The sequence below is a fragment of the Flavobacterium psychrotrophum genome (assembly GCF_003403075.1).
Taxonomy (GTDB): domain Bacteria; phylum Bacteroidota; class Bacteroidia; order Flavobacteriales; family Flavobacteriaceae; genus Flavobacterium; species Flavobacterium psychrotrophum.
Genome location: NZ_CP031557.1, coordinates 3102138 through 3125061 on the forward strand (window position 1 = coordinate 3102138; position 22924 = coordinate 3125061).

Consider the following 22924-nt stretch of genomic DNA (forward strand, 5'->3'; position numbering starts at 1 on the left):
GTTTGAGGCTTGAAGTTGGCTGCTAAACCTTATTATCGAATCAAAGATAGCAATAAATAAATTATCTTTTTAAAAGCTGAAGCCCAACGGCGCAGTGCATACAGCGGTGATGACTGCAATACTCATTCTTAAGCTGCAGTAACGACTGGGAGTCGTAAGCAGACTGCACCGGAATTTTATAATATCGAAATTTATCAATTATCGCATTACTTTCAGGAGACAACTGCTGCAATATATCGATAAGAGACTCTGTAATATCTTTACCTATACTTTTAGAATACGCAAACTTAACGGGAACAACCGTATTAATAATTAAAAGATTGATAAATGAGGCCGAAAGTGTTTTGCGCTTGCTGGGGCTTTCTTTGTCAAAACGGTAATGCTTTAACCAGTAAGACTGCACCTGCACATTAAACAACTCATAAAGTTCGGGCAATGTATTTGCCGACATTATCTTAGAAAAAAGGTTTTGATGGGTGTTATATACAGCAGCGAGCTGTGCAAGGCGTATTGTAGGAAAATTATCCGGCCGGTGCCTAAAGTAGTCTGCCGGTGCGGGAATAAAAACCGGTAATTGATACTTATGTGCGATGTACTCATATCGTGTTTGTAAATCTTTTGGATACACATCTTCATAAGTACCACCCAGCATACCTGAACGTCCAAATAAAATCGCTTCAAGATTTTCCAGTTCAAAGCTCTCCCTTCTCACTACGTTAAAGGGGAGCGACTTTGCCATATCAAAAAAAGAGTTTCCATTGGTATTCAGTCCAAAATTGCGCGATAAAAAAGCAAAAAGAACTGCCTCCCAGTCGCCATTAGTTGCTGCTGCAAGTTGCAGCATGGGCTGTGCTTTACGTTCCAGGCGCTCAAAAAACAGGCGCTCTTTCCAGTTATCCATCACAAAAGGACTGATATGCTCCAGCTCGGTTTCGCAGTTTATCCAGGTTTTTGCCGATGCCAGATGCTGATAGTTAGCCAGCAGCAGGCCATCTACATAATTGCGGAGTTCCAGCACAGGAATTTCAGCACCATTGCGGCGCATAACATCAGCATCATGCTCCCACACTACATGAAGTACAACGTTATCATAATTCGTATCGGTTTCATGGCTGTGGTGGTACCAGTCAGAACTTTTAAGGTGTATCTCTACATTGCCCGCCCAGCGCTGCCCGCCAATAACAAGCTGCGCATTAAAAAAATCAGGCCCGGCCCGTTGCAGATACTGACCTGCATTGACTACCTGTACGAATTCGCCCTGCGTAGTTTTAAGGTTCGTAAGGTCAAATTTTTTAAACTGCCACACATGGTGCAGAAAATCTTCTTTCATGGATGTTTTTGGTTGGAAAGCCTAAGGTAGTAAAATTATGTAAATTTGCCCTAATGAAAGCAATTTTCGCAAAACTTAGCCTACATTTTTATTGGAAAGTTTAGATTTCTATGCGGCTTACGGTATCATTACCTATCAAAAAATATTTGTACCTGTAAAATCTTTCTTGATGTGTAACTGAGATGTCGGGGTTCTTTTTCCACAAAAAAACAAAAAAATGATCACGATAAGCATCCATCCCACCTGTCCTATCTAGATCAACATAAAATTTTCGCCCATCTTTAAACGCAAGTAATGTATAACTGTTACCCCTTTGTGGGTGCTCAATATGATAAGACTCTATGCCGCTATACTCAAGTAGCAAAGGCAAATCATTATCATTTTTTAAATAGCGGATGTGTTCATCTTCAAAAAGGAGCACATTTTTATCAACATCAATTTTTATTAATATATAAATTACGATTATAAGAATTAGCAATAAGACAGATACAAAAATATAAATACCAAACACACTTCCAGCTAATACCATAGGAATTATAAGCAATGGTAACCACTGAAGATACCTGCTCCTTTTATAAACATTGAGTCTTGCTCTATAATGGTAATTAGTTATCATTGTGTTTCTGAAATTGTTTTCCAAGTAGAAAAGGCAATAAATGAACTGGCTTCATTGCGGTTTAGTTTGATTATGATAAAAATAACGAAATATACAACTACTGTAGTGCATCCACAACCATAAACTATGCACCACAAACTATAAACAAAAAATGTATCTTTGCACCCTGTAAAAGAGAAGCATGAAATTTGACCTGATTACTAAGGATCCACAAACCAAAGCCCGCGCCGGCGAATTAACGACCGACCACGGTACCATACAAACCCCAATATTTATGCCGGTGGGTACGGCAGGTACTGTAAAGGGTGTGCACCAGCGCGAACTGAAAAACGATATTAACCCCGATATTATACTGGGTAACACTTACCACCTGTACCTGCGCCCAAAGCTGGATGTACTGGAACAGGCCGGTGGCCTTCATAAATTCATGAACTGGGACCGCCCTATACTTACTGATAGTGGCGGATACCAGGTATACTCACTTTCGGCTAACCGAAAAATAAAAGAAGAGGGTGTAAAATTCAAGAGCCACATAGATGGTTCTTACCACTTCTTTTCGCCGGAAAGCGTTATGGAGATACAGCGCACCATAGGTGCCGACATTATTATGGCGTTTGATGAGTGTACCCCGTACCCATGCGACTACCGCTATGCTAAGCGCAGTATGCACATGACGCACCGCTGGTTAGACAGGTGTATTACGCACCTTGAAAAAACACCTTACAAATACGATTACACACAGGCATTCTTCCCTATCGTACAGGGTAGCACCTATACAGACTTACGTAAGGAGAGCGCAGAATATATTGCAAACGCAGGTGCCGTAGGAAATGCCATTGGCGGATTATCTGTAGGTGAACCTGCCGAAGAAATGTATGCCATGACCGATGTGGTGTGCAGCATACTACCAGAAGATAAACCACGTTACCTTATGGGTGTGGGTACTCCTATAAATATATTAGAAAACATTGCGCTGGGTGTAGACATGTTTGACTGTGTTATGCCTACCCGAAATGCACGTAACGGTATGTTGTTTACCGCTAACGGCACCATAAACATGAAGAACAAAAAGTGGGAGAATGATTTTAGCCCTATAGATGAGATGGGCATCACTTTTGTAGATACCGAATATTCTAAAGCCTATTTAAGGCACCTTTTTGCTGCTAATGAATTTTTGGGTAAGCAAATTGCTACCATACACAATCTTGGTTTTTATATGTGGCTGGTGCGCGAAGCGCGTAAACACATTATAGAAGGCGACTTTAGGCAATGGAAAGAAATGATGGTGCGTAATATGAGCCAGAGATTATAGTTTTAAAGTTGACTGTTGCCCGTTTACGGAAGCTACTGGCAGCCGACAACTGACAACCAATAACAGAACAACAAATGAAAATAATAGACTGGTACATCCTTAAACGATACCTTGCCACATTTTTTGTAATGCTCCTTATGTTCATCCCCATAGGGATTGTTATAGACGTATCTGAAAAGGTAAACCGCATGCTCGAAAATAAGGTTCCCTTTAAACAGATAGCAATTTACTATGGCGATTTTACCATCTATTTTGCAAACCTGCTTTTTCCCATATTTCTGTTCCTGAGCATTATTTGGTTTACCAGTAAGCTGGCTAACAATACAGAGATTGTTGCCATACTAAGTTCAGGCATCTCATTTACGCGCTTTTTGCGTCCTTATATAGTTGGGGCTTCATTAATTTCGCTCCTGGCACTACTCATGGGCTTTTTCTTTGTACCCACGGCAAGTAAAGGCTTTAATGACTTTAGATACAAATACCTGTCCCGAAAGGAGGTACGCCAGAGTACCGATGTATACAAGCAGATAAGTGATAATGAATACATCTATGTTAGCAGCTTTAGCTACACCAGTAAAACAGGCAACAACTTTAACCTCGAAACTTTTCGCGGCAATAAACTTGTCAGCAAAATAAGTGCAAGCAGCATTAAATGGAATGAGAAAGACAGTACTTATACACTTGGCGGTTACACCAGCCGCACAATAGGTTCTGAAGGCGATATACTGGCAAGCGCTCCTACTAAAAATTTTAAGTTCAACTTTAAGCCTGACGACCTTACCCCTGCTGTTTATGCAGCAGAGACGATGACTTATGGCCAGTTGACCGACTTTATCGAAAAAGAACGTATGCGCGGATCGGGCAATCTTAATGCTTATTTAGTGGTACTCTACAAAAAGTATAGTGTACCCGTATCAGCCTTTATCCTTACCATAATTGCAGTATCGGTGTCGAGCATGAAACGCCGCGGTGGTATGGGCCTTAACCTTGCCATAGGCATATCGCTTGCCTTTACTTATGTGTTTTTTGACAAGGTATTTGGCACCCTTGCCGAAAAATCTACCTTTTCTCCACTTATAGCCACCTGGATACCCAATATAGCTTTTGGTATCCTGGCCATATACCTGCTACGCAATGCAAGGCGATAACCTAAAAAACTACCTGCACCTGCACCTCATTGTTTTTGTATGGGGGTTTACTGCCGTGCTTGGCAAACTCATTACATTGGGCGCATTTCCGCTGGTATGGTTCAGGATGAGTATAGCCGTGGCGTTAATGGCTATTTACGGTATTATAATGAAAGTGCCTTTTAAAGTTTCTTTAAAAGCTTTTATACAGTTTATGCTGGCAGGGCTTATTATAGCACTGCACTGGTTTACATTTTTTCATGCCATTAAAATCAGTAATATATCGGTTACATTAGCCTGCCTTAGCACGGGTGCTTTTTTTGCCTCGCTGCTAGAACCTTTACTGTACGGACGCAAAATAATAGCGTATGAAGTTATCTTCGGGCTGTTTGTAATTGCAGGGCTCTACATCATTTTCCACTTTGAAGGCAATTACCTTTTCGGGATACTTACAGCACTACTAAGCGCTTTTCTGTCTACGCTATTTGCCATCATCAATGGTAAATTTGCAAAACAGCATAACGCTACTGCGATTTCATTTTATGAACTTTTGGGTGGTATATTTTTCTTTTCGCTCTACCTTTTATATAGCGGCGAATTTACCCCTGAGTTTTTTACACTCTCTGCATCAGACTGGCTATGGCTGTTTATCCTGGGTTCTGTTTGTACTGCTTATGCACAAATAGCGGCTGTAAAAGTTATGCAAACCATTACCCCTTACACCATGATGCTTACCATAAACCTGGAGCCTATTTATGGGATAATTCTTGCACTGGTGGTTTTTGAGGAAAGCGAACGTATGGCAAGCTCATTCTATGTGGGCGCCGCGATTATACTAATTACAGTGATAATCAACGGGGTGCTAAAAAACCGCTTGTCAAAAGCAAACTAATTGGCCTTAGGTTTTGCCATTAATAAAGAGAAATACCTATCTTTGCAGCTTCAACTTTAAATAAAAAATCTGCCTTTACTATGGAATATTTAGATTTTGAGCTACCTATAAAGGAGCTGGAAGAGCAGTTGGACAAATGTACGATCATAGGCCAGGAGAGCGATGTAGACGTTTCTAATACCTGCAAACAGATCGAGAAAAAACTCGAAGAAACCAAGAAGAAAATATATAAGAACCTTACCGCATGGCAGCGTGTACAGTTATCGCGCCACCCAAGCCGTCCTTATACAATGGATTACATAAAGGCACTGGCAGGCGATACCTGGCTGGAGCTTTTTGGCGATCGTTCTTTTAAAGACGATAAAGCTATGGTAGGCGGGCTAGCAAAAATCGACGGGCAAAGCTTTATGATCATTGGCCAGCAAAAAGGTTTTAATACTAAAACAAGGCAATACCGCAACTTTGGTATGGCAAACCCTGAGGGGTACCGCAAGGCTTTAAGGCTAATGAAAATGGCTGAGAAGTTTGGCATACCTGTTGTAACCTTTGTAGATACTCCGGGTGCATACCCAGGGCTTGAAGCTGAGGAACGCGGACAGGGAGAGGCTATCGCAAGAAATATTTTTGAGATGTGCCGCCTTAAAACACCTGTTATTACCGTTATAGTAGGAGAAGGCGCATCAGGAGGTGCATTAGGCATAGGTGTAGGCGATAAAGTATACATGCTTGAAAACACCTGGTACTCTGTAATATCGCCTGAATCGTGTTCTTCGATTTTATGGAGAAGCTGGGAATATAAAGAGCAGGCAGCCGATGCGCTGAAGCTTACCAGCTACGACATGAAAAAAAATCACCTTATAGATGAGATTATTCCTGAACCTCTGGGCGGTGCCCACTACGACAGGGAAACCACATTTAAATCGGTAGAGCAATACATTACTAAAGCATACAATGAGCTGAAAGACTTATCAACAGCTGATTTAGTAGCGCAAAGGATGGATAAATACTGTAACATGGGCGAATTCAAGGACTAAGGACCTGAAATTACCCAAAACACACAATACTGTCCGGAGCCCTGCTGCTTCGGACTTTTTTTTGGTTGTTAACAAAATGTAAATTTTATAAACATTTTTTGCTAACAACTTCATTCAGTTATAACTTTTTAAAAAGCTAATTTTAGCAGATGGAAAACGCTAAGGAATACACTTCCAAAAAATTTGATAAATCAAAACTGATAACCCTTGAGGCCGGAAAAATCCAGCCCCAGGCTCTTGATTTAGAAGAAGCTGTATTAGGAGCTATGATGATTGATAAAAGAGGGGTAGATGAAGTAATTGACATTTTACAACCCGATGCTTTTTATGACCAGCGCCATAATTACATCTATGAAGCCATTGTACAGCTATTTAATGATACACAGCCCATAGACCTTTTAACCGTTTCTGCACAGCTTAGAAAAACTGCCAAGCTGGAACAGGCCGGCGGCGACTTTTACCTGATACAGCTTACGCAAAAAATATCATCGTCAGCACACATTGAGTTTCACTCGCGCATTATCCTGCAAAAGTTTATACAGCGCAGCCTTATACGAATCTCTGCCGAAATTGCCGAAGAAGCTTATGATGAGACTACCGATGTTTTTGACCTTTTAGATAAAGCAGAAAGTAAACTATATGAAGTTACCCAGGGCAACATAAAACGTAGTTCTGAAACGGCACAGAGCCTTGTAATGCAGGCTAAAAAACGTATTGAAGAGATTGCAGGTAAAGAAGGCCTTTCTGGTGTGGCAACAGGTTTCCACGAGCTTGATAAACTTACCAGTGGCTGGCAACCGAGCGACCTTATTATTATAGCGGCAAGGCCGGGTATGGGTAAAACGGCGTTTGTACTTTCTATGGCGCGCAACATAGCCATTACTTACGGGCATGGTGTAGCGGTATTCTCTCTGGAGATGGCATCGGTACAGCTTATTACCCGTTTGATATCGAGCGAAACCGGATTATCGTCTGAAAAACTGCGTACCGGTAAACTCGAAAAACATGAGTGGGAACAGCTTAGCATCAAGGTAAAAGATCTTGAAAAAGCACCGCTATATATTGATGACACCCCTTCCCTATCTATATTTGACCTTAGGGCGAAGGCACGAAGGCTGCATTCGCAATACGGCATCAGGATGATTATAATTGACTACCTGCAGCTAATGACTGCCGGTGGTAATGGTAAAAATGGTGGTAACCGTGAACAGGAAATCTCAACCATTTCCCGAAATCTTAAGGCACTGGCAAAAGAACTTAACGTTCCGGTAATTGCGCTGTCGCAGCTATCCCGTGCTGTTGAAACCCGTGGTAGCAGCAAACGCCCGCTACTATCTGACCTTAGGGAATCTGGTGCGATCGAGCAGGATGCAGATATCGTATCGTTCATCTACCGCCCCGAATATTATAAGATTGAAGAGTGGGATGATGATGAGCAATCGCCTACGGCAGGCCAGGCTGAATTTATCGTAGCCAAACACCGTAACGGTGGCCTTGAAAACATCCGCCTTAAATTTATTGGTAACCTGGGTAAGTTTGATAACCTGGACGATTTTAGCTCGCCGTTTGACGAACTGCCATCGAGCATGAACAGTAATAATGATTTCATCACTAAAAACCTGCCGTCTGCTAATGATGCGTTTGGCAGCAATATGAACAGCAGCCGAGGTGTACAGGATGACGATGATGTACCATTCTAAAATTTAAAATAACCTAATCTCTATATACATAATTATGACTGAAAATATAAATCCTGAATCGCTTACACTTACCGAAACCATACTATCAATCAACGTTACCGATGCCGAGCTAGTGGCGTATGAGTAAATAGTAATACAACAATAACAGAAAGCGTGTCTTAAAAGGATGCGCTTTTTTGTTTTGTAAAAGCCATATTAAACAGCTAACAACAAAATCAAATATTTAATATCTTTGATAAAAATAGTTCTATGGAAACCATACACCTAAAAGTTAACTCAAAAGTCTATGACCACGTAATGTGGTTGCTAAAGCAATTTGACTCTAAAGATGTTGAAATTGTTTCGGACGATTTTTTTAAAAATAAGGAAGAGCTTGAGGAAGACCTCAGGAAGATTGATGCGGGAGAGATGAAAATGTATACTTTAGAAGAATTTGAACAGGATACAGATGAGTTGCTGAAGAAATATGAAGGTTAAAATTCTAGAATCTTTTACAATAAAATTTAATAAACAGCTAATATTTATTGCTGAAGACAAACCTTCAGCGGCTAAAAAGTTTAGAACTGATTTATTATTTGAATTAAAGTCATTATCAGTAATGCCTTTTAAAAACAGACAGTCAATTTACTTTAATGATGATAACATACGCGACCATAGTTTTAAAGGCTATGTGATCATCTACAGAATTAATGAAGAACAAAACCAAATTGAAGTATTCGGTTTTATCAAATATACCAACAAACCCTAAACTATTTTAAGTCCGTATTTTTTTAGCTCCCCCTAAAAACCTCATTTAAAAACAACTACACGCTTGCGTTTTAAGTGTTTCCAACACACTTGTAACTAATGGTAATTCAACATGTTAAAGAATATTTTTGTTTGCCAAAGTTAAAAATAGGGCTACCTTTGGGGTAGTTTAATTTTACTCAAACAAATGAAACCTAATACACAACAACTAAACGAATTAACTACCCAGGTAAGGCGCGACATCCTGCGTATGGTGCATGCCGTAAACAGCGGCCACCCGGGCGGATCTCTTGGCTGTACAGAATTTATGGTAGCACTTTACCAGGTAATTATGGACCGTAAAGAAGGCTTTGACATGGACGGCAGGGATGAAGATATGTTCTTTCTTTCTAACGGGCACATTTCGCCGGTATTTTACAGTGTGCTTGCCCGTAGTGGCTACTTTCCGGTAAGTGAGCTTGCTACGTTCCGCCTGCTTAACTCAAGGCTTCAGGGCCACCCTACAACGCATGAAGGACTGCCGGGCGTGCGCATTGCCTCAGGCTCGCTGGGCCAGGGTATGAGTGTAGCCATTGGTGCCGCACAAACAAAAAAACTTAACAAGGATAACCACATAGTATATACCCTGCATGGCGATGGCGAATTACAGGAAGGCCAAAACTGGGAAGCTATAATGTATGCTGCGGCTTACAAAGTAGATAACCTTATTAGTACCGTAGATCTTAATGGCAAGCAGATAGACGGCGCTACTGACGAGGTACTGCCTATGGGCAGCCTGAGCGCTAAGTTTGTTGCATTTGGCTGGGATGTAGTTGAAATAGCCGCCGGTAATAACCTCGAAGCAATTATTGCAGGCATGACCGAAGCAAAAGCAAAATCTGGCCAGGGCAAACCGGTTGTAGTACTGCTGCATACAGAAATGGGCAATGGTGTAGACTTTATGATGCACACGCACGCATGGCATGGCAAAGCGCCTAACGATGCCCAGCTTGCTGCTGCATTCGAACAAAACCCGGTAACTTTAGGCGACTATTAATTTTATTAAAGATTGAAGATTTAAAATTGAAAGATTCTATAGCGTTTACAAAACGATGAAATTTTTTAGTCTTTCAATAATTAAATTTTTAAGTTGAAGATCATGACAAAATATACAAATACAGGAAGTAAAGATACCCGTTCGGGTTTTGGCGACGGCCTTACTGAACTTGGACAGACTAATGAAAATGTAGTTGCCCTGTGCGCCGACCTTATTGGCTCACTAAAAATGGATGATTTTAAGAAGAACCACCCAGAGCGTTTCTTTCAGGTAGGTATTGCTGAGGCTAATATGATAGGTATGGCGGCAGGTATGACTCTTGGCGGCAAGATTCCGTTTACCGGTACGTTTGCTAACTTCTCTACAGGAAGGGTGTACGACCAGATTCGGCAGAGTGTAGCGTATTCAGATAAGAACGTAAAGATATGTGCATCGCACGCAGGCCTTACCCTGGGAGAAGATGGTGCTACCCACCAGATTCTTGAGGACATTGGGTTAATGAAAATGCTTCCGGGCATGACGGTTATCAATACCTGCGATTATGCACAAACTAAAGCGGCTACGATAGCTATTGCCGCTCATCACGGCCCTGTTTATTTACGTTTTGGGCGTCCTGTAGTACCTAACTTTACAGGAGAACAGGAGTTTGTAATTGGTAAAGCAATACTTTTAAACGAAGGTAACGATGTAACTATAGTAGCCACAGGCCACCTTGTTTGGGAAGCACTTGTTGCCGCTGAAGCGCTGGAAGCTAAAGGCATTAGTGCCGAGGTGATTAACATACATACTATTAAACCACTTGATGATGAAGCCATTCTTAAATCGGTTGGTAAAACAGGTTGTGTAGTTACTGCCGAAGAGCACAACATACTGGGCGGACTGGGCGAAAGCGTGGCCCGTGTACTATCTCTAAACAATCCTGCCCCACAGGAATTTGTAGCTGTACAGGACAGTTTTGGCGAAAGCGGAACTCCTGCTCAACTTATGGATAAATACAGCCTTAATAGCGCTGCTATTATTGCCGCTGCTGAAAAGGTTATCGCAAGAAAAAAATAATTTGAGTTTTCTGATAAGTAAAGGTCCCGGGGTGAAAGCTTCGGGATTTTTTTTGTTTTGGAAGCTGAGCTGAATTACACTAATTTTATCAGTGATCAATTGAAAATATAATTCCAGATAAGTAAATGCATCCCCTCCGCACCCATATAGAAAAAATCACTCCGCTAACCGATGCTGAATTTGACTATATACTATCTCACTTTACGTCCCGAAAACTAAAAAAACATCAATTTTTAATACAGGCAGGATTAGCTTGCAATCATGATCATTTTGTAGTTAACGGTTTGGTAAAAGCTTACTTTACTGCAGAAGATGGTAAGCAACATATATTACAATTTGGGATGGAAGACTGGTGGATTACCGATTACCAGGCTTATTTTAACCAGATACCCGCCACTCTTGATATCGATTGCATTGAAGATACCGAGGTTCTTTGTCTATCTCTTTATAACCGCGAGAAGCTCGCCGCCGATATGCACAAGATAGAGCACTTTTTCCGTAAAAAGTCAAATTCAGGTTATATTGCCCTTCAACAGCGCATTTTATCATTGCTTAATAATGATGCCAAAACACGTTATAAAGAGCTCCTGGAGCGATACCCTGTCCTCTTTCAGCGTGTGCCAAAAACAGTTATTGCGGCCTATCTGGGCGTATCGCGCGAAACCCTGAGCCGCCTATCCCAGCAGTAAGCGTGATGTACATCACAAAAAATGTGTGACCTGTTTCCTGTGCAGGCTGCCTTACCGTGCCTACTTTTGCCTAGTACTTTTATAAACACATTTTATGAGATTAACAATTAAAAAAACAGCAATGGTACTTGCGGCATTTACCATAATACTTACGGGTATCGATGCAACGGCACAGGTAAAAAAAGGCAAAACAATGAAAAAGAAAATTTTATTTGTGGTAACCAGCCACGACAAAAAAGGTAGTACCGGCGAGCCTACAGGGTATTACTTATCAGAAGTTTCCCATCCTTGGGAAGTGTTGCACAATGCAGGTTATGAAATTGACTTTGTAAGCCCAAAAGGCGGCAAGGCTCCTGTAGATGGCTTTAATCTTGAAGATGCGGTTAATAAAAAATTCTGGAATAATGAAACCTATCGGTACAAGGTAGAACATACGCTAAAACCATCTGAAGTAAAAGTTAACGATTATGTAGCCATACACTATGCAGGCGGGCATGGCGCCATGTGGGATTTAGCTGACAATACTGAAATTGCTGCCATAGCTTCTAAAATTTATGAGCATAACGGCGCCGTAAGTGCGGTATGCCACGGCCCGGCAGGTATTGTGAATATCAAATTAAGCAACAGTAAATATTTAATAGAGGGCAAAAAAGTAGCAGGTTTTACAAATGAAGAAGAAGCTGCTGTAAAATTAGAAAAAGTGGTGCCATTTTTACTGGAAGACAAACTTAAAGAACATGGTGCCAAATATGAAAAAGCAGGCTTATGGCAGGAATATGCCGTAACTGATGAACGGCTTGTAACGGGCCAGAATCCACAGTCTGCCCATGCGGTAGGTATTGCATTACTCAAAGTACTTAAGTCTTTGTAAGATAAAAAAATCCCAATCGTTTCTGGATTGGGATTTTTTTTAACTTATGGATTTTGTACTGAATGCACATTTGGGTCTAAGTGAACTTTTTGTCCACTGCCTGTTATAATCTCAGGAGAATTTACATCATAATACTCGTAATTGGTACTTGTATCGCCTACCGATTTCGGCTTCCTAAGCTCGAGCCTTGTAGAATATCCATCGCCATCATCATCCTGATCACGATAATTTGGAGTCCCATCCGCATCAGTATCTACATATTCTATATCGCTGACATTTGGAAAATTAACCAAATCTAACTCATCTTTATTTAAAATACCATCACCATCAAGATCTGTATAAGTAACGGCATAAAGCCTGAAACTAAATACAATGGGCCTGTATGCCCCTATCAACCCGCTACCACTGTTATAATATGCAAGCCCGGATGGTATAAACATAACGCCCACTCCATAATCATTAAAATTTGCCGGATTAGGATTATCAGGTATATCGGTATAAGTACCGGCATTAAACAACGGGATAATATTTTTCCAGCCCTCTACATATACATCGGTGTATAGCGATAGTTGAGTATTAGGAAATGGCTGGTAATCAAACTGCGTGTCATTAAGCATCCATCCCCTGTAAGATATAAGGATATTATCTCCCCTTGTAGGCCTGTCGCCCGATCCCTGGCGGAAATTAAGATAGTAAACTTTATATTCAACAGTATTTTTCTCGTTAGTACTCTTTACCATTTTGTATTGTAACGGATAAAGAGTTTGATCCCAGATAGAAACCTGTGTAGCCGGATTTTTTATTGAATCAAACCTAATGTTATCAATATCTGCATTCGATATATAGTGGTTTTTAAGGTATTTCTCAATACTGTCCTGTTCAGATGCGTATTGTACTCCAAAATCTCGCGGAGGTGCTACGTTATCATCGTCTTTTTTACACGAGGCAAAAAACGTTATAAGGGCAATAAGGCCAAAAGCCTTTAAAAATCTGTTCATATTAATTTTTTTAATGGGGTGCAAGATACAATTTTCCTGTATTTTTGTATTGGTTATAACACCGATTTTTAGTTATTAGTATGAGAATTGACAAATATTTGTGGTGTGTGCGGTACTACAAAACACGCAGCATAGCCACACAAGCCATACAAAAAGGGCACGTTACCGTAAATGGCCAGCAGGCAAAGGCATCTCGCGATGTATTTGCAGGTGATAAAATAACGGTACGCCGCGATCAGATAAATTACATCCTTAGTATACTGGATATACCGGCAAACCGTGTAGGACCTAAACTGGTAGACATTTACAGGAAAGACGAAACCCCGCCCGAATCTTTTGAGCATCTGGCACTGCTTCGCCTTAGTAAAGAACATTACCGTGCTAAGGGTACAGGAAGGCCTACTAAGAAAGACCGTCGTGACCTTGATGATTATTCTGATGATTTTCCTGATGATGACGATGCCGACATTTAACCAGGCCTACTGGGAAGAGCGTTATAAAAACGACCAAGCCCAATGGGATACGGGTACCGTTACCCCACCCATTAAAGAATACATAGACCAGTTATCTGATAAAACAAAACGCATTTTAGTGCCCGGCGCAGGCAACGGGCATGAGTTTGAATACCTGGTAACACAGGATTTTAAGAATGCTGTAATGCTGGACATAGCAAAGGAGCCATTGGCAAATGTTGCAAAACGACTGCCGGAACTTGACGCTGCACGATTAATACATGCTGATTTTTTTGAACACAACGCAACGTATGATCTTATTATTGAGCAAACTTTTTTCTGTGCACTGTCTCCCGAACTAAGAGATGCATACATGACAAAAGCACACAGCCTGCTGGCTCCCGGCGGAAAAATTGCAGGATTGCTATTTGACTTTCCACTTACAGAACAGGGTCCACCCTTTGGTGGCAGCAGAGAAGAATACATTGCCCTGTTTGGGAATCTCTTTAAAATAACCATGCTGCACAGGGCTTATAATTCTATTAAACCCAGGGCAGAAAGGGAACTGTTTTTTATCTTTGAAAAAAAATAACAACACCACTTATTACTATGAACATCATCCTAAACAAGCAGGAAATACAACATAAAACACGCCGCATTGCCTACCAGATATACGAAACCTTTTCGGATGAAACCGAAGTAGTACTTGCAGGCATAGCAAGTAACGGTTATGTATTTGCCAAGCTTCTTGCAACCGAACTGGAAAAGATATCTGATATAAAGCCAATATTGTGCGAAGTAACCATAAATAAGCAGCAACCGCTTGAGCCTGTAAAAACATCGTTACCTACAGCAGAATACACAAATAAGGCACTTGTTTTAATTGACGATGTACTAAATAGTGGCACTACGCTTATTTATGGTGTAAAGCATTTTCTTGATGTTCCGCTAAAAAAATTCAAAACAGCGGTACTGGTAGACCGCAACCACAAACAATACCCTGTTAAAGCCGATTTTAAGGGCCTCTCCCTGTCTACTTCTATGCGTGAGCACATACAGGTAGAACTGGAAGGCGATGAGCCCTATGCTGCGCTTAATTAAAGCAGGCTCATAATTTCATCTGCCACCTGTGCAGGAGATTTTCCGTCGGTTAGTACTACATGCTTTGCATGATGGTAAAAGTAACTGCGTTCAAAAAGGTGCTGCCCTATAAACTCTTCGAGCGCGGCACCTTCAAGGTTTGCAAGTAGCGGGCGTGTCCTACCCTGCCCCTGTACGCGCTTTACAACCTCTTTAATGCCCGTTTTAAGATAAACAGATACTACATCATTCCGCTGTAACAATAAATGATTATTAGCATAGCAGGGCGTTCCCCCTCCCAGGCCAAGTATAAAATCTTCATTTACGTCTAAAAGACCTTTAAGTATATTGTGCTCAAGTTTGCGAAATTTAATCTCACCATCCGTCGCAAATATTTCTTCTACGGTTTTTCCGGTTTCTTTTTCAATTATTTCATCAAGATCCATGTACGGAATTTCTGCGGCATTAGACAGTAAACGGGCTGTCGTGGTCTTACCAGACCCCATATAGCCACAAAGTATAATCTTTTTCATATTAATAAGCCCTTATAAATTAAGAGGTTGAAGAACAAGGTTAAAAAAAAATCAAATTTATAATAAAAAGGCTTTGAAAAATGAATAAAACATGCGTATATTTGCACCCGCATTCAGGGAATGACTTTTATTGACTAATGACTCGGTAGCTCAGCTGGTAGAGCACATCACTTTTAATGATGGGGTCCTGGGTTCGAATCCCAGCCGGGTCACAAAATAAAGTCTTTTTTGAATGCTACCGACTCGGTAGCTCAGCTGGTAGAGCACATCACTTTTAATGATGGGGTCCTGGGTTCGAATCCCAGCCGGGTCACAAAAAGTTAAGCCGAAATGCTTAACTTTTTTTTTTGCTTACATATGGCCACGTGGAGAAACTGGTAGACTTGCCATCTTGAGGGGGTGGTGCCGCAAGGCGTATGGGTTCGAATCCCATCGTGGTCACTTTTAGCTGTTTAGACAACAGCGAACTTATTTTCAAAAGCTCATAAAAGCCTGCAAATCAATAGAGTTGCAGGCTTTTTTAGTTTAAGGCACATTTCAAATTTTATAATAATAATCATAATTATCGTGGCGCTTTCGTGGCACCGGTATTTTTGATAAAAAAGTGCCACAGATTGGAACTTAACCAATTATAGGTTAACATGTTAAACGGGTTAACGACTTGATTTTAGGATACTATAATTCGCCCTTTATATTAATTAAAATGTTGAATTATGTTAGAAAACAGTTTTAGGCTTACCTTTTTTTTAAAGTCACCTAAGAAGGTGACAAGCCAAAGATTAATTTATTTGAGAATTACCGTTGATGGTATTGCAAAAGAAACTTCGACCAAACAGAAATGGGATGTAAAACGTTGGGATCAACAAGCCTGTAGAGCTACAGGTAATAAAGAAGATGCTAAGTCTATAAACTTTTACCTTGATTCGGTAACGAACAAAATTGTACAATTCAAAGCCGAACTTATATTAAATTCCCATACCATAACAGCACAGCGTATTGTTGATTTTGTATTAGGCAGGGACGTTTCAAGAGCCAAGCTATTAGAAGAATTTACGCTTCACAACGATGAGATGAGGGCATTGGTATCAAAGGGAGAGTATGCCATTGGCACTCATACCCATTTTGTTATTGCCAAGGGCCATGTAAAGGATTTTATTGAATTTAAGTACCGTGCCCCCGATATAGAATTTAGGGATCTTAATTATGAGTTTATAAAGGACTATGAATTTTTCCTAAAAACTGTAAAGCATTGTAACAACAACACTGCTTTAAAGCATATTACATATGTTCGGAAGATGGTATTGCGGGCTGTACACAAAGATATTCTTCAAAAGGATCCCTTTGCCAGCTTTAAAGGAAAAAGGACAAAGGTGGTTAAAAGCCCTTTAAGCCTGGAAGAACTTACAGCTTTGGAAAATTACAATTTTTCAACTCACAGGTTAAGTGTCATACGTGATGTTTTCATATTTCAGTGTTACACAGGGCTCGCTTATGTTGATGTCTTTAATCTTAAGCACTGTGATATAAAAAACGGAATTGACGGCAAGCTATGGATTATTAAAACGCGCCAAAAAACAGACAGTCCATTTCACGTGCCACTACTACCCCAAGCAATTAAAATTATGGAATTTTATAGAAATGACGCTACGTGTCTAAAAAAGGGTACAATCCTTCCGGTAGCATCAAATCAAAAGATGAATGAATATCTAAAGGAAATTGCAGCACTCTGCGGGCTCTCCTGCAGCCTTAATACTCACAAAGCAAGAAGAACATTCGGAAGCACTGTCACGTTGGCAAATGGAGTACCTATACACGTCGTAAAGGAAATGCTAGGCCATCAGTCCGTTAAGCAGACAGAAGAGTATGCTATTACCGAACAGATTGCCATTAGTAGGGAGATGGACGCCTTGACAAATAAATTTAATGTATCACTTTCCAAACCTACACTTGAATCTGATGGTATCGTATTGGAATTAAGAAAAGAGATTGAAGATCTAAAACATCAGTTGATGTCTAAAAATGATTTTGATTGATATGCATTCACTCAAATTTTAGACAATATGTAATAAGTAAGAAATATTTAAAATTTGCAAAAAATACAACTGCCACTGTTTCAGTGGCAGTTGTATTTTTGTAGACTACTTGTATTTTATGTTGATACTTATAATATCCGATGTAAGGTTGGTAGAACGACTGTAATGTCCATATCGTATTTCAAGCGCATTAAAATGTTTTATCCCAAAAACGCCGTTAGGTGTTGCTATCCTCATCCCCATACCATAAAAACTGCTGTCAAATTTAGACAGGTCGTAGTTGCTTGTATAAAATTCTTCTGATCCCGTATGTTCGGCATACGGCTTAAAGTATTTTACAGCACTCTGTGTATAATATCTGTAGAACGGGCTTATCGAAAAGAAAGGCGATATTTTTACCGGCACTTCAAGATCCGCCGTATGCGAGGTCAGTTTCCAATCGTCGGTATAATAACGGTAATAGGCCCTTATAATAATATTATCCCCAAGGAAATAACTCGCGCGTACTGCGAGTGGAATCTTAAGCCTGCTGTCGGGCAGGTATTCCTGGTGCACACTGCCATCACTAAAATATACCCTGTGAAAGGGCAGGCTCAGATATCCCTGTTGTGATACGATATCGGCTTGGAAGAGCACTTGGAAATTCCGGTTGACCACCTGCGAATAACTCAGCGTTCCGGCAAAAGTATTCCGCCCTTCCGTGCTTCCGTTACCAATGGCAGACCTAAGTTCAATGGGATTGATCAACTTTACCTGGTCGAGGTAGGTTTGGAATTTGGCGGTAAATTCCCCATTTCGGTCTTTTGTTTTTTTAGAATAACTAATATTCCCTCCAAAAGACTGATAATCAAATTCAGTTGAAGAAGATACCCCTGCGCCAAAGGTATTGCCCGTCTGCTCATTCTCCATGGTATAGCTTAAGGAAGGATATACCCTGATATCGGAATACGAGGCCGAGGTGTTTGCACTCAGGTCAATCATGTCTGATGAGGCGGAGGAATAGTGATCGACACCCACCTCAACATCCAGGGTGTGCTTTTTCCCGGTTTGGCCAATCTTCACAAATTTCACATCCAGGCTGTTGGATATATCGGTCAGTTTTTCGGTACCGATACCTCCTGTGACAGCCGAGTTGTTCCCATCCTGCTTATAATAGCTGGACACCAGGTTGATCTCATCCAGTTTTAGTTTCTGGGCCTTGTAGGTAGTTGAATCTGCCGGTGTTTTGTCCTGCGCCGCTACCCGTAGTAACCCTAACAGGGCAAAGCCTGTAATAAAAATGCGTTTCATGGTTATTTTATTTTAGGGTTAATTGCATCCACAGCCACCGCCACTTTTTCCTGCATTAGCACCCGAGGAACCTTCCCGATAGGTCTGGAAGCTCAACTCAGTTTTCTCAACTTTACGGTTGTTTAATGCCATTTCGGCATCATTAATCTTGTTTTTTTGGTACTCCTTAACCGAGGTGCAGGAGCAGCATGCAATGCCGATAAATACGGCACAGCACAGGTAACGGGAAAGTTTCATGTCGTTTTAGTTAAGGTTAATATTTTTTGAGGTATAAATGTTGTTGTGGTCGTCTATAATGATACAATACAAATCAGGTATCTGGTCAATTAGGTACAGCCCTGCCTTAATACCCATTACGGCAATAGGTGTTGCCATAGCATCCGCAAACTCTGCATTGGCACTTATGACTGTTACACTTTTTATTCCCGATATAGGAAGCCCTGTTTTGGGATCGATGGTGTGTGAGTATTTTTTTCCACCTATCATTATATATTTCTCATAATTTCCTGATGTTGCTACTGCCTTGCCGGAGATATCCATATAAGAAAATACGTCCTGTGGTCGGTCCGGATTTGAAATCCCAATGCGCCACGGGCTGCCATCGGGCTGCATACCCCAGGCGGTAAGGTCGCCACTGGCATTGATGATACCGCTTGAGACGCCCTGTCGCATCAGTAGTGCTTTTGACATTTCTGCCGCATAGCCCTTGCCAATGCCCCCGAAACCGATACGCATACCTTTTTCTTTCAGATATACCGAAGTATTGGAAGCATCAAGGATTATGTTATTATAATTTATAAGATGCACCCTTTTTAAAGCTTCTTCTTTAGAGGGTAAGCTGGACATAGCCCTGTCAAAATTCCACAGGCTTTTATCGATGCTGCCGTAAGTAATGTCAAAGGCGCCCTGTGTGATTTTAGATATGGCAATACTACGTTCAATGAGCCTAAAAACTTCTTCATCCACAACAACAGGTGCAATACCTGCATTGTTGTTGATGCGGTTAGTCTGGCTATCATTGCTAAACGTGGTGAGCAATCTTTCAATCCTCCTTATCTCTTCCGCTGCTATTCCAATAAAGTGTTGGGCAGCAGCATTGTCTTCGGCCACCACAGTAATGGTAAAGTTGTTGCCCATAAGTTTCAGGGATTGAGAAAAAGGCTTCATCACCATAACTTATTTGTGTGCCTTACAAATGGCTTGGATCTCTTCAGTCCACTTTTCAACGGAAACTTCCGGTTTCCCCGTCCAGGCCTTTACAACCTTCCCGTCGGAGTCAAGCAACAGCGTAAAAGGAAATTGACCTTCTTTATTGTATTTCTCCGCAAGTGTCTCATTACGTTTTACCTGCTCAGCAGAAAGCTGGTTTTTCTTTTTCCTCGGAAAATCGGCATTGACCAGCACTAGGTTTTCCTTTGCCATGCTTTGAAAGGTATCACTGTCAATATAATCTTTGCGGAGCATAATGCATGGGCCACACCAGTCTGATCCTGAAAAGTTAAGGAGTATCAGTTCATGTTTCTCTTTGGCTATTTTTTTTGCGTTCTCAAAATCGGGTTCCCACTGGGTGGGAATCACAAACAGTAATAGTAGGGCTAAAAATTTCATAGTAGTAAGTGTTTATGTGATAACGTAAAGAGCTAGCTGGTAGTATGGATTATATTTTGAAAGGTCATGTCGTCTGAACATTAAAGAGATAGCCCACCAGAGCCGAAGCACACATGGCAATTGTACCCCATAAACATATCCGCAATATGGACTTCACCTTATTGGAGCCACCTGCACCGGCGGCCAAGGCTCCAGAAATAGCAAGAAAGACTATAGCAAAACAATATTGCAGCACTACCATATACCTAACAGGCGCTAAAATCGCTACCAACAGTGGCAAAACCCCGCCGGCTATAAAAGCAAGCGCTGATGCCATTGCCGCTTGGAACGGTTTTGCCTGCGTGATTTCGTTAATACCCAGCTCGTCTCTTGCATGGGCTTCCAATGCATTATGGGCCGTCAGTTGCAAAGCGACTTCATGGGCCAAATCGGGAGCCAGACCCCTGGCAACATAAATACCGGTAAGCTCTGCAAGTTCAGACTCCGGCATTTCTGCCAGTTCTTTCTTTTCTCTTTCCAGGTCAGAAGTTTCAATATCGCTTTGCGAACTTACCGATACATATTCGCCTGCGGCCATCGAGAGCGCTCCTGCAACTACTCCGGCCAAAGCAGCCAGTACAATTGGATCTCTACCGTCACTGGCGGCAGCAATACCAATGGCGAGACTCGTCGTTGACAATATGCCATCATTTGCCCCCAGGACAGCGGCACGAAGCCAGCCGCTTCGGTTGATAAAATGGTTCTCAGTTTGCGTTTTCATCTGTCAAATCCTGAATTTTATAGTAAAGATATACTTTATTTTGCTTAAAAACACATCGCCTTTTAACAGTCCTGTATACTGTCTCTTTTAAAGTAATCAGTGACAAATAAAAGTACCGTATTTCCTGATAATTTTCTTACACGACCTGAAAATGTGATGCCTAATTTATATTTATTCCAAGTATGAATTGCCATGTGCACGCAAGACTACTGGTAATATTATTTAAATTTGATACTCCACGCATAAAAGTCAAGGGTATGTTACAATTTAAAGATAAAAGATTAGTCAAATTTGGTACGTATATAGCTTCTCTACGAAAAGAGCGTGGCTTGGAATCTAAAGACGTTACGAAAAACTGTTCATTAAGTACCAAAGACCTACAGTCTATTGAGGACGGCAGTAAGAATTTCGGTTTTACAACATTGCTCGAACTTGCTAAAGGAATAGGTATAAGTCCTAAAGATTTATTGAATATTGATCTTGACTAAGGCGTTACTCCTCGAATTAATATTTCCTAAAGCCATGCTAGGAATATCAAATGTATAAACGTAGGCATGAGATTCCATAGAATTTTATCTTCTTTCATATTAATTAAAAAAGGCAACCTGCTTATCAGATTGCCTTTAAATCAATTTCACTTCGAACATCAGGATGATAGGATGGCCTATAGCTGATATAACCTAATTCCTGAAGCTCTTTAAAATATTTATGATAAGTGGGTAATGTATTTACATGAGACAGTGACATAATTTTAGCCCTGCTGACCCGTATTGCTTTCTTTTTCCCCTGTTCACAGCCCAGCAATAATATGGCATAAAGCAAAGCAATATGCCAAACATTGAGCCTACTGTCATGCTGAAGGTTGAAGAAACCTTTTATAATACTATTTGTTTCCTGCCTTCAGGCTTCAAAATTTTACTCCAGGTCCAGCGGCATCCCTCACATTGTATTTATATCGGATGCCTGTCGTTCAAAGGCCACTACTTCTGAACAGTTTGGTATGCGTGGATCCGTAATATTTTCATATTCTACCGGCCAGCAAACCATACCAGACATAGATATGTTTTATGCTACGGCTCCAGGGGATCCTGCACTTGAAGTGGAGATTACGGAGGCTGATGTAACCAGTAGGCAAAGCTTATATACTAAATTACTGCTGGAGGGACTTCATGGCAAAGTCCCACAAATAATACGCACGCAAGGGCGTAACGATATCGTGATGGCATATGAACTTTCACAATACCTGAAAACCGGGCTTCCCGATGCGCTCGCTGCAGCAAATATATTGCGAAACCAACGCCCTGATGCTGAAATAACATCGCGTGAACCCTTACATCTTTCGAAGTTTCCCAGAAAACCTACGAAGCCGGTTCGGGTAGTTCGGCCTTTGAAGGGTAAAAGAAGCGAAGTTATGAACTTTGAAACGGTAAAAAAGATGGTTGACCATCCGCTTAAAGGAGCCTATAGGGATACCATAAGTTTCTCACAGCGACCAACAGGTGAGGAATTGGAATATATTGAACGTTTCAGGGAGGCCTCTGCAGTAGAAACAGACAAGTTTCATACAGGGTTTATCGTTTTTGGCGCTCAACTCTTCATTAGAGAGTACGATTTGCCCAACCAAAAAGGGCCTTATGTACATATGGTAAATTTAGATCATGCTAATCACTACCAAAACACGTACTTCATGACGCTTACAAACGGCACAATCTATCCCTAATACCTCATGAAGTACTTGCTGCATCTGACCCTATAAGTAG

The 22924-nt window shown here is 41.0% G+C and carries 26 protein-coding genes and 3 tRNA genes; 20 read left to right on the forward strand and 9 right to left on the reverse strand.

All coding sequences use genetic code 11. The annotated features are described in order from the left end of the window. Positions 1-61: 61 nt before the first annotated feature. Both DYH63_RS13305 and DYH63_RS13310 read right to left on the reverse strand, forming a co-directional pair. Positions 62-1330, reverse strand: a complete 1269-nt coding sequence (locus tag DYH63_RS13305; protein ID WP_116789269.1) for a DUF2851 family protein — start codon at positions 1328-1330, stop codon at positions 62-64. Between the two features lie 100 nt (positions 1331-1430). Continuing rightward, positions 1431-1946, reverse strand: a complete 516-nt coding sequence (locus tag DYH63_RS13310; RefSeq protein ID WP_162927028.1) for a hypothetical protein — start codon at positions 1944-1946, stop codon at positions 1431-1433. Positions 1947-2127: 181 nt separating this feature from the next. On the opposite strand from DYH63_RS13310, the gene tgt reads away from it, so the two are divergent. The 11 genes from tgt (at position 2128) to DYH63_RS13365 (ending at position 12410) form a co-directional block, all read left to right on the forward strand. After that, entirely contained in the window at positions 2128-3258 is a 1131-nt protein-coding gene (gene tgt / locus DYH63_RS13315) for a tRNA guanosine(34) transglycosylase Tgt (RefSeq protein ID WP_116789271.1), read from the forward strand. Positions 3259-3332: 74 nt separating this feature from the next. Next, on the forward strand, positions 3333-4406 hold the full coding sequence (locus DYH63_RS13320; protein ID WP_116789272.1) for an LptF/LptG family permease: 1074 nt from the start codon (positions 3333-3335) through the stop codon (positions 4404-4406). Continuing rightward, entirely contained in the window at positions 4393-5277 is an 885-nt protein-coding gene (locus DYH63_RS13325) for a DMT family transporter (RefSeq protein WP_116789273.1), read from the forward strand. The genes DYH63_RS13320 and DYH63_RS13325 overlap by 14 nt, the downstream gene beginning before the upstream one ends. 80 nt (positions 5278-5357) lie before the next feature. Continuing rightward, the gene (locus DYH63_RS13330; RefSeq protein ID WP_116789274.1) at positions 5358-6311 is read left to right on the forward strand and encodes an acetyl-CoA carboxylase carboxyltransferase subunit alpha; all 954 of its coding nucleotides are present in this window, start codon (positions 5358-5360) and stop codon (positions 6309-6311) included. 149 nt (positions 6312-6460) lie between these two features. Beyond that, on the forward strand, positions 6461-8011 hold the full coding sequence (gene dnaB / locus DYH63_RS13335) for a replicative DNA helicase (protein WP_116789275.1): 1551 nt from the start codon (positions 6461-6463) through the stop codon (positions 8009-8011). Between the two features lie 249 nt (positions 8012-8260). Continuing rightward, positions 8261-8488: a hypothetical protein gene (locus tag DYH63_RS13340; protein ID WP_116789276.1), complete on the forward strand. Its 228-nt coding sequence runs from the start codon at positions 8261-8263 to the stop codon at positions 8486-8488. Then, positions 8478-8759, forward strand: a complete 282-nt coding sequence (locus tag DYH63_RS13345) for a type II toxin-antitoxin system RelE/ParE family toxin (protein WP_116789277.1) — start codon at positions 8478-8480, stop codon at positions 8757-8759. The genes DYH63_RS13340 and DYH63_RS13345 overlap by 11 nt, the downstream gene beginning before the upstream one ends. 186 nt (positions 8760-8945) lie before the next feature. Further along, entirely contained in the window at positions 8946-9794 is an 849-nt protein-coding gene (locus tag DYH63_RS13350) for a transketolase (protein WP_116789278.1), read from the forward strand. A gap of 102 nt (positions 9795-9896) precedes the next feature. Further along, positions 9897-10850 carry a transketolase family protein gene (locus DYH63_RS13355; protein ID WP_116789279.1) on the forward strand — a complete coding sequence of 318 codons (954 nt, stop codon included), beginning with the start codon at positions 9897-9899 and terminating at the stop codon, positions 10848-10850. 125 nt (positions 10851-10975) lie between these two features. Continuing rightward, entirely contained in the window at positions 10976-11539 is a 564-nt protein-coding gene (locus DYH63_RS13360) for a Crp/Fnr family transcriptional regulator (RefSeq protein ID WP_116789280.1), read from the forward strand. Positions 11540-11633: 94 nt separating this feature from the next. After that, positions 11634-12410: a type 1 glutamine amidotransferase domain-containing protein gene (locus DYH63_RS13365; protein ID WP_240408994.1), complete on the forward strand. Its 777-nt coding sequence runs from the start codon at positions 11634-11636 to the stop codon at positions 12408-12410. Positions 12411-12454: 44 nt separating this feature from the next. Here the strand turns inward: DYH63_RS13365 and DYH63_RS13370 are convergent, their stop codons facing one another. Then, entirely contained in the window at positions 12455-13408 is a 954-nt protein-coding gene (locus tag DYH63_RS13370; protein WP_116789281.1) for an FKBP-type peptidyl-prolyl cis-trans isomerase, read from the reverse strand. 80 nt (positions 13409-13488) lie between these two features. Between DYH63_RS13370 and DYH63_RS13375 the strand changes: the two genes are divergently transcribed. From DYH63_RS13375 to DYH63_RS13385, 3 genes are read left to right on the forward strand one after another with little or no spacing between them, the layout of a single operon-like run. Continuing rightward, on the forward strand, positions 13489-13881 hold the full coding sequence (locus DYH63_RS13375) for an RNA-binding S4 domain-containing protein (RefSeq protein WP_116789282.1): 393 nt from the start codon (positions 13489-13491) through the stop codon (positions 13879-13881). Then, positions 13868-14452 (forward strand): methyltransferase, encoded by a 585-nt coding sequence (locus DYH63_RS13380; RefSeq protein WP_116789283.1) that lies wholly within the window; start codon positions 13868-13870, stop codon positions 14450-14452. The genes DYH63_RS13375 and DYH63_RS13380 overlap by 14 nt, the downstream gene beginning before the upstream one ends. Positions 14453-14463: 11 nt before the next feature. Then, positions 14464-14961: a phosphoribosyltransferase family protein gene (locus DYH63_RS13385; RefSeq protein WP_116789284.1), complete on the forward strand. Its 498-nt coding sequence runs from the start codon at positions 14464-14466 to the stop codon at positions 14959-14961. On the opposite strand, the gene DYH63_RS13390 is transcribed toward DYH63_RS13385, so the two are convergent. Further along, a complete protein-coding gene (locus DYH63_RS13390) occupies positions 14958-15473 on the reverse strand; it encodes a shikimate kinase (protein ID WP_116789285.1) in 516 nt (171 codons plus the stop codon). The two genes, DYH63_RS13385 and DYH63_RS13390, sit on opposite strands and share 4 nt — an antisense overlap. 139 nt (positions 15474-15612) lie before the next feature. Here DYH63_RS13390 and DYH63_RS13395 point away from each other — a divergent pair. The 4 genes from DYH63_RS13395 (at position 15613) to DYH63_RS13410 (ending at position 17506) form a co-directional block, all read left to right on the forward strand. Next, positions 15613-15685, forward strand: a tRNA-Lys gene (locus DYH63_RS13395). Positions 15686-15713: 28 nt separating this feature from the next. Continuing rightward, a tRNA-Lys gene (locus tag DYH63_RS13400) sits at positions 15714-15786 on the forward strand. Between the two features lie 46 nt (positions 15787-15832). Next, positions 15833-15914 (forward strand) — tRNA-Leu (locus DYH63_RS13405). A 272-nt stretch (positions 15915-16186) separates the two neighbouring features. Beyond that, positions 16187-17506, forward strand: a complete 1320-nt coding sequence (locus DYH63_RS13410; RefSeq protein WP_116789286.1) for a site-specific integrase — start codon at positions 16187-16189, stop codon at positions 17504-17506. A gap of 105 nt (positions 17507-17611) precedes the next feature. Here DYH63_RS13410 and DYH63_RS13415 read toward each other — a convergent pair whose 3' ends face one another. From DYH63_RS13415 to DYH63_RS13435, 5 genes are all read right to left on the reverse strand, one after another. Further along, a complete protein-coding gene (locus tag DYH63_RS13415) occupies positions 17612-18796 on the reverse strand; it encodes a DUF3570 domain-containing protein (RefSeq protein WP_116789287.1) in 1185 nt (394 codons plus the stop codon). Between the two features lie 18 nt (positions 18797-18814). Beyond that, entirely contained in the window at positions 18815-19033 is a 219-nt protein-coding gene (locus tag DYH63_RS13420; protein ID WP_116789288.1) for a DUF4266 domain-containing protein, read from the reverse strand. Between the two features lie 6 nt (positions 19034-19039). Next, positions 19040-19963: an FAD:protein FMN transferase gene (locus tag DYH63_RS13425; RefSeq protein WP_501162177.1), complete on the reverse strand. Its 924-nt coding sequence runs from the start codon at positions 19961-19963 to the stop codon at positions 19040-19042. A 9-nt stretch (positions 19964-19972) separates the two neighbouring features. Continuing rightward, the gene (locus tag DYH63_RS13430) at positions 19973-20404 is read right to left on the reverse strand and encodes a thioredoxin family protein (RefSeq protein ID WP_116789290.1); all 432 of its coding nucleotides are present in this window, start codon (positions 20402-20404) and stop codon (positions 19973-19975) included. A 64-nt stretch (positions 20405-20468) separates the two neighbouring features. Continuing rightward, on the reverse strand, positions 20469-21164 hold the full coding sequence (locus DYH63_RS13435) for a VIT1/CCC1 transporter family protein (protein ID WP_116789291.1): 696 nt from the start codon (positions 21162-21164) through the stop codon (positions 20469-20471). A gap of 257 nt (positions 21165-21421) precedes the next feature. Between DYH63_RS13435 and DYH63_RS13440 the strand changes: the two genes are divergently transcribed. Next, positions 21422-21652 carry a helix-turn-helix domain-containing protein gene (locus DYH63_RS13440; protein ID WP_162927029.1) on the forward strand — a complete coding sequence of 77 codons (231 nt, stop codon included), beginning with the start codon at positions 21422-21424 and terminating at the stop codon, positions 21650-21652. 512 nt (positions 21653-22164) lie between these two features. After that, positions 22165-22884 carry a hypothetical protein gene (locus DYH63_RS13450; RefSeq protein WP_116789294.1) on the forward strand — a complete coding sequence of 240 codons (720 nt, stop codon included), beginning with the start codon at positions 22165-22167 and terminating at the stop codon, positions 22882-22884. Positions 22885-22924: the final 40 nt, after the last annotated feature.

Coding starts and splice junctions, on each gene's coding strand:
- DYH63_RS13305 (WP_116789269.1), bottom strand. CDS start 1,330: ATGAAAGAAGATTTTCTGCACCATGTGTGGCAGTTTAAAAAATTTGAC.
- DYH63_RS13310 (WP_162927028.1), bottom strand. CDS start 1,946: ATGATAACTAATTACCATTATAGAGCAAGACTCAATGTTTATAAAAGG.
- tgt (WP_116789271.1), top strand. CDS start 2,128: ATGAAATTTGACCTGATTACTAAGGATCCACAAACCAAAGCCCGCGCC.
- DYH63_RS13320 (WP_116789272.1), top strand. CDS start 3,333: ATGAAAATAATAGACTGGTACATCCTTAAACGATACCTTGCCACATTT.
- DYH63_RS13325 (WP_116789273.1), top strand. CDS start 4,393: ATGCAAGGCGATAACCTAAAAAACTACCTGCACCTGCACCTCATTGTT.
- DYH63_RS13330 (WP_116789274.1), top strand. CDS start 5,358: ATGGAATATTTAGATTTTGAGCTACCTATAAAGGAGCTGGAAGAGCAG.
- dnaB (WP_116789275.1), top strand. CDS start 6,461: ATGGAAAACGCTAAGGAATACACTTCCAAAAAATTTGATAAATCAAAA.
- DYH63_RS13340 (WP_116789276.1), top strand. CDS start 8,261: ATGGAAACCATACACCTAAAAGTTAACTCAAAAGTCTATGACCACGTA.
- DYH63_RS13345 (WP_116789277.1), top strand. CDS start 8,478: ATGAAGGTTAAAATTCTAGAATCTTTTACAATAAAATTTAATAAACAG.
- DYH63_RS13350 (WP_116789278.1), top strand. CDS start 8,946: ATGAAACCTAATACACAACAACTAAACGAATTAACTACCCAGGTAAGG.
- DYH63_RS13355 (WP_116789279.1), top strand. CDS start 9,897: ATGACAAAATATACAAATACAGGAAGTAAAGATACCCGTTCGGGTTTT.
- DYH63_RS13360 (WP_116789280.1), top strand. CDS start 10,976: ATGCATCCCCTCCGCACCCATATAGAAAAAATCACTCCGCTAACCGAT.
- DYH63_RS13365 (WP_240408994.1), top strand. CDS start 11,634: ATGAGATTAACAATTAAAAAAACAGCAATGGTACTTGCGGCATTTACC.
- DYH63_RS13370 (WP_116789281.1), bottom strand. CDS start 13,408: ATGAACAGATTTTTAAAGGCTTTTGGCCTTATTGCCCTTATAACGTTT.
- DYH63_RS13375 (WP_116789282.1), top strand. CDS start 13,489: ATGAGAATTGACAAATATTTGTGGTGTGTGCGGTACTACAAAACACGC.
- DYH63_RS13380 (WP_116789283.1), top strand. CDS start 13,868: ATGCCGACATTTAACCAGGCCTACTGGGAAGAGCGTTATAAAAACGAC.
- DYH63_RS13390 (WP_116789285.1), bottom strand. CDS start 15,473: ATGAAAAAGATTATACTTTGTGGCTATATGGGGTCTGGTAAGACCACG.
- DYH63_RS13410 (WP_116789286.1), top strand. CDS start 16,187: ATGTTAGAAAACAGTTTTAGGCTTACCTTTTTTTTAAAGTCACCTAAG.
- DYH63_RS13415 (WP_116789287.1), bottom strand. CDS start 18,796: ATGAAACGCATTTTTATTACAGGCTTTGCCCTGTTAGGGTTACTACGG.
- DYH63_RS13420 (WP_116789288.1), bottom strand. CDS start 19,033: ATGAAACTTTCCCGTTACCTGTGCTGTGCCGTATTTATCGGCATTGCA.
- DYH63_RS13425 (WP_501162177.1), bottom strand. CDS start 19,963: ATGAAGCCTTTTTCTCAATCCCTGAAACTTATGGGCAACAACTTTACC.
- DYH63_RS13430 (WP_116789290.1), bottom strand. CDS start 20,404: ATGAAATTTTTAGCCCTACTATTACTGTTTGTGATTCCCACCCAGTGG.
- DYH63_RS13435 (WP_116789291.1), bottom strand. CDS start 21,164: ATGAAAACGCAAACTGAGAACCATTTTATCAACCGAAGCGGCTGGCTT.
- DYH63_RS13440 (WP_162927029.1), top strand. CDS start 21,422: ATGTTACAATTTAAAGATAAAAGATTAGTCAAATTTGGTACGTATATA.
- DYH63_RS13450 (WP_116789294.1), top strand. CDS start 22,165: ATGCGTGGATCCGTAATATTTTCATATTCTACCGGCCAGCAAACCATA.